The sequence below is a fragment of the Actinomycetota bacterium genome (assembly GCA_035536535.1).
In the GTDB taxonomy this organism is placed as follows: domain Bacteria; phylum Actinomycetota; class JAICYB01; order JAICYB01; family JAICYB01; genus DATLNZ01.
The window spans coordinates 1-8,812 of record DATLNZ010000115.1; the positions used below are offsets into that span (position 1 = coordinate 1).

The following is an 8,812-nucleotide window of genomic DNA, read 5'->3' on the forward strand; positions in this document are numbered from 1 at the left end:
AGCGGCGCGTTCGGCGACGGGGTCCGGCACCACTACCACCGGGGTGGGATCTACGGGGGCCGTCGCTACGACCCGGGCTACTACGACGCGCCGGCTCCGTGGGAAGGCGCCTATCTCGGAAGGACCCTGCCGGACGGGTACCGGGAGCGGGGGAGCCGGGGGCCGAGGAGCTGGCTGTCCGGGCCTTCGGGGGACGACTGGCGCCGGTCGTCGTCCGGAGGCGGCGACTGGGGAGACTCCAGCGCCGGCGGGTCCAGCGCCGGCGGGTCCAGCTCCAGCTCCGGCAGCGCCGGGTCTGGCTCGAGCAGCTCGGGGTCCGGCTCGAGCTCGGGCAGCACCGCCGGCGGCGGGGACTGGTGAGCTAGGGCGACAACACCCACCGGGTCATGTCGTCCGGAAACTTCGTCCAGGCGAATGCCACGGTCGGGCGCAGTACCCAGATCGGCGGGCCGTGTCGCATCTCGTACTTGGCCTCGTAGGCGTCGTCGATCCGCGACATCATCGGGTGGGACGCTTCGGTGATCCGGTCGACCGAGCCCTCGAGCACCACCACGTCATCCCCGCTCTCCAAGTGGACGCATACGAGGGGGTTCGCCGCGAGGTTCCTCGACCACACGGTCTGCGGCCCACCCCCGAAGTAAAGAGTCCCCTCCACCCACACGCCCCACACGGGCATCGCGTGTGGCCGCCCATCCGGACGGCAGGTGGACACCCAGTAGTGGCGCGATCCTTCCATCCGCCGGGCCACGTGGTCCCAAGGGAGCAGCCCCTCGAGGTGCTCCGGGATCCCGTACCCCGGGATGTGCGGCCGTCCCACTGACTTCGACATCGAACCTCCTTGGCTTCCGGCCACTGTCGGCACTCCCCTGCATCATGTGATGCTCATCAAACCCGGAGGATGCATTGGAGACGACGGTGGCGCAACCGGTCGCAAGCGCCGGGTTCCACCTCGACCCGAGCCAGCAAGAGGCCGTTGATCACAAAGGCGGGCCGCTTCTCGTGGCCGGCTCCCCCGGCACGGGCAAGACGACAGTCCTGCTGGAGCGGTGGGTGCGGCTTGCGTCCGAGGGGCATCCGCATCGCGTCCTGCTGCTGGTCACGTCCCGGCGAAGAGCCCTGGAGCTGCGCGACGTCCTGCCGTGGAGGCTGCCTGCCCGCGCCCTTGTCGAGGTGCCGGTGCACACGTGGCATGCGTTCGCCTACCACCTCGTCACCCGCTACTACCGCCTGCTCGGCTCCCAGCGTCCGCCGGTCCTGCTTACCGCGCCGGAGCAGTGGTCGCTGGTCGCGGAGCTGCTCGCCACCGAGGACCCGGGGGCCTGGGGCGACTACGCCGGACAGCTGCGCGCCTCGGCTTTCGTAGGCGAGGTCGCCGACTTCGTCCTACGCGCCGGCCACCGGTGCGCCACCCCCGCGGAGCTCGAGGAGCTGGCCGAGAAGCGTCCGGACCACGAGGCGGTTGTTCGATTCGCCCTGCGATACCGCGAGCACCTGGCGCGCGAGTCGCGGCTGGACTACGCGGGACTGGTGGGCGCGGCCGCCCGCCTGCTCGACCTCAACGACGAGGTGCGGGACCAGGTCCGGCACCGGTTCCCGCACGTGCTGGTGGACGACGCCCAGGAGCTGGCGCCGGCTCAGCTGGCCCTGCTTCGCCGGCTGTCCACCGACTCTCTGGTCTGCGCGGGCGATCCCGACTCGGCCATCGAGGCGTTCCGGGGGGCCGACCCCTCGTGGCTGGCGCGATTCGCCGAAGTCGCGCCGGGCCACGACACGGTCGTCCTGCCGACCGTGCACCGGCACGGCCCCCGGATCGGAGGCGTCACCTCACGCCTCATCTCCCACGCGCCGGACGCGGGCCCCCATCGCGCGACGGAGTGGGCGGCCGGCACGGGAACCGCCGAGCTGCGCTGCCACTCGACGATGGCCGGAGAGGTCGAGGCCGCGGCACGCGAGGTTCGCGCGGCGCACCTGGGCGACGGTCTGCCCTACGAGCGGATGGCGATCCTGGTGTCGCAGCCGGCCGCCTACCTGGCGCCGCTCCAGCGGACGCTGGACTCCCTCGGGGTCCCGCACCGGACCGTGTCCGGAGGAAGGCCGCTGTCCACGGAACCCTCCGTCAGGGCCGTCCTGGACATGTGCCGCGTGGCCCTGATCGACCAGCCCGACGATGCCCTGCTCGCGTCGGTGCTCGCGTCGCCGCTGATCACCCTGGACCCCCATCGCATTCGGGAGCTGCGCAGGATGGCCTACGCGCAGGAGCGACCTTTGAACGAGGTGCTGGAGTCCGACGGCTGCGACCAGGCCGCGGAGTTCTGCCGGCTGCGCGACACGGTGAGGGCCGACCCAGGTGAGCCCGCGGACGCCACTTTCGTCCGGCTGTTCGAGGCTTCCCGGTGGTGCACGTCCCTTGCCGCCGCACGCGCCGGCGACGAGAAGCAGCCGAATCTCGACGCGCTCATCTCGCTGAATCGGGCTCTCGGCCACTTCGTGGAGCGGCGTCCGGGGGCCACCATGCGCATGTACCTGGAAACCACGGCGCAGTCCGGCGTGGAGGGCGAGGTCGAGCCGGGACAGCGGTCCGGACGCGGCGTGACGCTTCTTTCGTTTCATGCGGCCAAGGGCCTGGAGTGGGACCTGGTTTGCGTCCTGGGGGTGTCGGAGGGACAGATCCCCAAAGCCCACCGCGCGCAGGGACTGTTCGACCCGTGGGCGCTGGAGCTGGGGTCGGCGGTGGACCGTGCCCAGGCGCAGCTGGTCGAGGAGCGGCGCACCCTCTACGTGGCGTTGTCGCGGGCGCGCACCCGTCTTGTCGTATCCACGTCACCCGGCACCAGAAGGGCCGCGCCGTCGAGGTTCCTGGAGGAGTCGTTCGGCGAGGTCCCCGAGCCGGTCCCGTCCTCGCAGGCCCAGCGTCCGCTCACGATCCCGGAGATGACCGGGATGCTGCGCAGGACGCTTTCGGCCCCCGGGGCGTCGCATGCGGAGAGGTCCGCCGCGGCGGCGGCGCTCGCCGTGGTCCCGTCCGTCGACCCGTCCGCCTGGTGGTGGCGCCGTCCCTTCACGGCCGGACAGCCCCTCACGCCGGACGGAAAGCTGACGACGTCCTACTCGCGCATCGGCAAGTACGACAACTGCCCGCTGCAGTACGTCCTGGAGTCGGTGCTCGGCCTGGACCCGACGTCCACCTACCAGATGAAGTTCGGCTCCCTGATCCACGGCATCTTCGAGGAGGCCGACCCGCTCGTCGGGCAGATCAAGACGCTGGACGAGGCCAAGGCCATCTACAAGACAAGGTTCGTTGACCACCACAAGGACGACTACCCCAACGTCGTCTTCGCCCGGACCTACTACAAGGCCGGGATGCAGATGATCAAGCGCTGGTGGGCCTACGAACGCGAGCGCGGCCGGACCGTTGCCGTGGAGTTCGCCTTCGACGACCTGATCGTGGAAGGCCACACCATCCGCGGGCGCATCGACCGCGTCGCGCACAACGGCAGCGGGCTCGTGCTGTCCGACTACAAGACGTCCAGCTCCGCGCTGGCCTGGCAGGAAGCCAAGGACTCGCTCCAGCTAGCCATCTACTACCTGGCGGCCAGGAGCTACCCGGAGCTGATCCAGCACGGGGAGCCGGTGTCGATGCAGCTCGTCTACCCGGCCCTCGAGCACACGGACCGGACCACGGGGGACAAATCGCTTCAGCGCAGGTACCAAAAGCCCGAGGAGGCGCAGAACGCGCTCGCGAAGCTGGAGGGGATCCTCGCGGAGGCGGCCGCCGAACGCTTTGACCCGTCCCCGACGGCCGACTGCCAGTGGTGCCGGATGAAGCCGCTGTGCCCCCGGTGGCCCGAGGGGCGCGAGGTGCCGGCATGACCGCTGCGGCCTCCGAAGCGATCAAGGCCGCGCTGCGCGGGTACTCGCCCTCGCCCGAGCAGTGGGAGACGATCACCGCGGGGCTGGAGCCGATGTCGATCGTCGCGGGGGCCGGGTCGGGCAAGACCGCGGTCATGACGGCGCGCATCGTCCATCTCCTGGAGCAGGCGGTCGTGCGCCCATCGCAGGTGCTCGGGCTGACCTTCACCAACAAGGCCGCCGGGGAGCTGGAGAGCCGGCTCACCGAGGCGCTGGCGCGGATGGAGCCGCACCCGCGCGAGCACCCTTACGTCACGACCTACAACGCCTTTGCGCAGGACATAGTCCGCACGCACGGACCGCGGATCGGAGTCGACTCCGAAGCAGGACTGCTCACGCAGGCCCAGAAGTGGCAGATGCTCCAGCGGCTGGTGGACGGCCTCCAGGTGTTCGAAGCCCTGGAACTGCGACACCCGCTTTCGTTCATCCCACAGACCCTGGAGCTGGCCGACCAGTGCGCCAACCACCTGGTGGACCCCGAGGAGCTGCGCGAGGAGTGCGCGAGGCTGCTGCCGGAGATCACAGACGATTACGCCCTCACCACCCTGCGCAAACGGCGCGACTTCGCGCTGATCATCCAGGCCTACGTGGACGAAAAGCGCCGGCGGCGCAAGATCGACTTCGGCGACCAGATAGCGCTGGCCGTGCGGATCCTGGAGCAGTTCCCGGACGTGACCGCCGGCTACCGCGACCGTTTCCCGGTCGTGCTGCTCGACGAGTACCAGGACACCAACCCGGCCCAGAAGGTGATGCTCCAGGCCATCTGCCCGCCCGGCTCTGCCGTCACCGCCGTCGGCGACGCGCGGCAGGCGATCTTCGGGTGGCGCGGTGCTTCGATGTTCAACCTGATCGGGTTCGCATCGGACTTCCCGGCCGCCGACGGGTCCGCGGGCAAGCGGGCGTCGCTGTCGGCCAACTACAGGTCCGGACGCCGGATAGTCCACCTCGCCAACCGCGTCATCGCGTCCGTGCCCGAGGAGCGGCGTCCGGGGGACGAGTTGGTCGCCGTCCCGGCGAACGGCGAGGGCTGGGTGGGGGCCGGGCTGTTCTCCGACCAGGAGACGGAGGCGTCCTGGATCGCAGACGAAATAGAACGTCTTCACCCGGACAAGAACGGCTGGCGCGACACTGCCGTGCTGCTGCGCAGCAAGAGGTACATGGACCGGGTCGTGGCGGTGCTCGGCTCCCGGGACATCCCGGTGGAGATGCCGGAGCTGGGTGGCCTTTTGAAGATCCCGGCCGTGGTGGACACCGTTGCCTGGCTGCGGCTGCTGTCCGACCCCGGACCGTCCAGCAACCGGTGGCTGGCGCGCATCCTGATGGGTCCGCGCTTCCGCGTCCACTACAGCGACATCGCGCCCATCTCCCGCTGGGCGGCCGCGTCCAACCGCGAGCTCACCGAAGGCCTGCGGCCCGACGGGGGCCCGGAGCCGGATCCTGGGGAGGTCGCCTTCTCGCTTCTGGACGCGCTTTCGCACCTACACGAGGTGGACGGCGTGAGCGACGAGGCCCGTCCGCGGATCCGCGAGTTCGTCGAGCTTCTGTCCTCGCTGCGCGCGCAGTCGTCTCGCCCGCTGGTGGACCTGGTGCAGACGGTGGTCGAGCGGTCGGGACTGGCCGACGCACTGCTGTCGTCGTCGGCGCGGTCGGCGCCGGCGATGCACGAGAACCTGCGCAGCTTCCTCGGGGTCTGCGCCGAGTTCTCACCGCTGGAAGGCGAGCCGACGCTGGAGTCGTTTCTGGAGTTCCTTGATGCGGCCGAGGAGTCGGAGGACCCGATCCCGCTGGCGGCGTCGGCCTCCTCGGACTCGGTGAAGGTGATGACGATCCACACGGCAAAGGGCCTGGAGTTCGACAACGTTTTTGTCCCGGCGCTCGCCGCCAGCCAGAAGGTCAACAAGTGGGACGGACTGAAGCAGTACTCCGTGTTCCCGGACGTGCGAATGGCCGACCCGCTCACGTCGGCGCGCCAGCTGCCGCCGGGAATCCGTAAGGACGCCGCGCACCTGCCCGTGTTCAAGGGCAACAAGCAGAGCTACCGAAACGAGCTGCGCGAGCGCGCGATGGAGGACGAGCGCCGTCTGTTCTACGTCGCCGTCACGCGCGCCAGGCACAGGCTGTACTGCTCGGGCGCGTGGTGGTACGGCGCGCAGGATCGCAAGGGCCCGTCGGACTTCCTGGAAGAGGTCCTGGGTCACGCCGACGTCGTCGAGACGATCTGCCTGGAGGAGGCGACCGAGGACAACCCGGTCGTGGAGAAGATGCGCCGGGACCTCGTCTGGCCTCCCCCCGTCGAGGCGCCCGGGGGCCCGGGGGCCGAGTGGCTGGACAGGGCCGAGTCGCTGATCGCCGGTGGCACCGTCGCGGACGACGTGCTCGACTCGCCGGAGGCGCGGGACCTGTACGAAGAGCATGTCCGGACGATCCGCTCGCTGACTCCGATGGCTGCCGTCGACGAGCCGGCGGACATGCGTCCGAAGTCGCTGCCTGCCACGTCAGCGGTCCGCATCGCGCTCTCGAAAGAGGAGCCGGACCGTGTCCTGTCTCCGCTGCCGCGCAGGCTCACGGACGCTCAGCGCCTGGGCATCGAGATGCACGCGTGGATCGAGGAGCGGGCGCGGGGATTGGTGGGACTGGCCGACGAGGAGGCGCTCGACGAGGCCTCCCTGCCCCCGGACCCCGAGCACGTCGCCCGGATGCGCAGCAACTACGAGGACCGCTACGCCGCCAGGACCCTGGCCCGCCTGCCAGGCACGAGCGAGCCGCTGGCCGAGCTGCCGTTCATCCTCAAGGTCCGTGACGGACTGCTCGTGCGCGGTCGCATCGACGCCGTCTACGAGCGCGACGGAGGGCTCGAGGTGGTGGACTTCAAGACGGGAGCCGTCCCGCAGGAGACCGAGTGGGAACAGCTCGAGCTGTACGCGGAGGCCCTGGCGGAGCTGGGAGTGGTCACCGGCCCCGTCACCCTGACCTACGCCTACCTGGGGGCCGACCGGGATGCATCCAAGTCCTACGAGCCGCGGGGTCTTGAATGGCTGGAGCGAGGCTTGGCCACGGTGGCGCCCTGAGGGCCATGGAAGGTCCAGCCCGCTGCTCGGCCCTGGGCGCGGGCCTCACGCGTCCGCGCTGACGAGCGGCGCGAGCAGTGTTTCAGCCCAGCCGATCAGCTCACGATCACCCACGCGCCGCGCCAGCTCTAGGCTCTCGGTGGCCTGCTCCACGGCCGCGTCGCGGTCGCCGGCCTCGAGGGCGGCAGAGGCCAGGTGGTACAGGCATGCGGCGTAGCCCTGGTCGTCGCCGAATCCCGCATACAGCTCGGCGGCCTCCTCCAGGTATGGCACGCCGGCACCGTGGTCGCCGAAGTGCCACGCCACCTTGGCCAGGTTGAGTAGCACGTCGGCCACACCGTTGTCGTCGCGCAGCTCCCGGCGGATCGCCAGCACCTCGAGCAGTTCGGCCTCCGCAGCCGCGCGGTCGCCACGGTAGACATGGTTGAACGACGCGTTCATGCGCAGGATCGCCTGGCCGAGGCGGTCCTCCAACTCGACCGTCAGCTGCAGTGCCCGGTCGAAAAGCGCTTGCGCTTCGTCGAGGTCCTGGCGCGTCTGCGCCATGAGGGCCAGCTGGTTCAGGCACGACGCGGCGCCCGGCTTGAGCCCGAGGGACTCATAGGCCTCGTACGCCTGCCGTACCCACGGCTCCGCCACCTCGAGGTCGCCCTGGCGCCGCGCCATCGATGCCGCCCAGCGAAGCAGGGATGCGCGCCGTAACGGTTCGAGCTCGTCGGCACGGGCCGCGATGCGGTCCAGCCATCGGCGCCCCTCGTCCCAATACCCGCGCATCTCCCAGTACATGTAGGCGTTGCACGCGATCGTGGCGGCCAGGCCGATGTCCGTCTCGAGCGTGTGTGCCAGGGCGGCCGAGATGTTCTCGTGCTCGGCTCCGAGCACCTCGGCGGCCTCCATCGTCCGGTCGGAGTTGAAGTACTCGTCGTAGCTCACGAGCAGGTCGGCCAACCAGGTGGCGTAGGCGTGGAGGACGCCGGAAGTCTCGCCCGCGTCCGCCAGTCGCTGTGACGCGTACTCGCGGATCGTGTCGAGCATGCGGTATCTGCTACCCCTGGCGACAACGAGTGAGGCCTCCACGAGCGCGTCGAGCTCATCGCCTATACCGCAGGCCGAGGCCGCCGCCTGGCGCGTCCAGCCGCCCGCGAACACCGCCAGGCGCCGCAGGGCCGCCTGCTCATCGGACGTCAGCAGCTCGTGGCTCCAGTCGATGGTGGCCTGCAGGGTCGCGTGCCGCGGGTCGGCGGCCGCCGTCGGCAGCCGCAGGGCAGCGTCGATCCGCTCGGAAAGCACGTCCATGCGGCCTTCCGCGGCCTGGGCGGCGGCCAGCTCCACGGCGAGCGGCATCCCATCCAGCCGCATACAGATCGACGCGATCGCGGCGTCGTCGGCGTCGGCCACGCGGGAACGGGCGCGGAACAGCTCGACCACTTCGCGCTCGTCCATCGGCGGCATCGTCCACACCGCTTCCTGCGGCAACCGCAACGGCACCCGGCTGGTGGCCATGATCCGCAGGGACGGGCATCGCCTCAGCAGCTCGGCCGACAGCTCTGCGCAGGCCGCGGCCACGTGCTCGCAGGTGTCCAACACGAGTAGGTGCTCGTCCTCGCCGAACAGCTCCGCCAGAGCGTCGACGGCGTGCGACCCTGAGGCGCCGACGGCGGCAGCCACTCGTCCGGGCACGAGGTCGGACTGGGAGGCGGCCGCCAGCTCGGCCAGCCACACCCCCCGGAAGGCAGGGAGCGCGCGGCGGGCTACATGGAGGCCGAGCCGCGACTTCCCCACCCCGCCCGGACCGAGAACGGTCACGAGCGGCGACGTCATCAGCAGCCGCCGGA

At 70.4% G+C, this 8,812-nt stretch carries 5 protein-coding genes; 3 read left to right on the top strand and 2 right to left on the bottom strand.

The features are described 5' to 3' along the window. Positions 1 to 360: hypothetical protein (locus VNE62_07880; GenBank protein ID HVE92202.1), on the top strand; the 360-nt coding region annotated here is incomplete at its 5' end. Position 361: 1 nt separating this feature from the next. Here VNE62_07880 and VNE62_07885 read toward each other — a convergent pair. Then, positions 362 to 829, bottom strand: a complete 468-nt coding sequence (locus VNE62_07885; protein HVE92203.1) for a pyridoxamine 5'-phosphate oxidase family protein — start codon at positions 827 to 829, stop codon at positions 362 to 364. Between the two features lie 74 nt (positions 830 to 903). Between VNE62_07885 and VNE62_07890 the strand changes: the two genes are divergently transcribed. Further along, on the top strand, positions 904 to 3,870 hold the full coding sequence (locus VNE62_07890; GenBank protein ID HVE92204.1) for an ATP-dependent DNA helicase: 2,967 nt from the start codon (positions 904 to 906) through the stop codon (positions 3,868 to 3,870). After that, entirely contained in the window at positions 3,867 to 6,977 is a 3,111-nt protein-coding gene (locus VNE62_07895) for an ATP-dependent DNA helicase (protein HVE92205.1), read from the top strand. Before VNE62_07890 ends, VNE62_07895 begins: the two co-directional genes overlap by 4 nt. A 45-nt stretch (positions 6,978 to 7,022) precedes the next feature. Here VNE62_07895 and VNE62_07900 read toward each other — a convergent pair. Further along, positions 7,023 to 8,812: tetratricopeptide repeat protein (locus tag VNE62_07900; protein ID HVE92206.1), on the bottom strand; the 1,790-nt coding region annotated here is incomplete at its 5' end.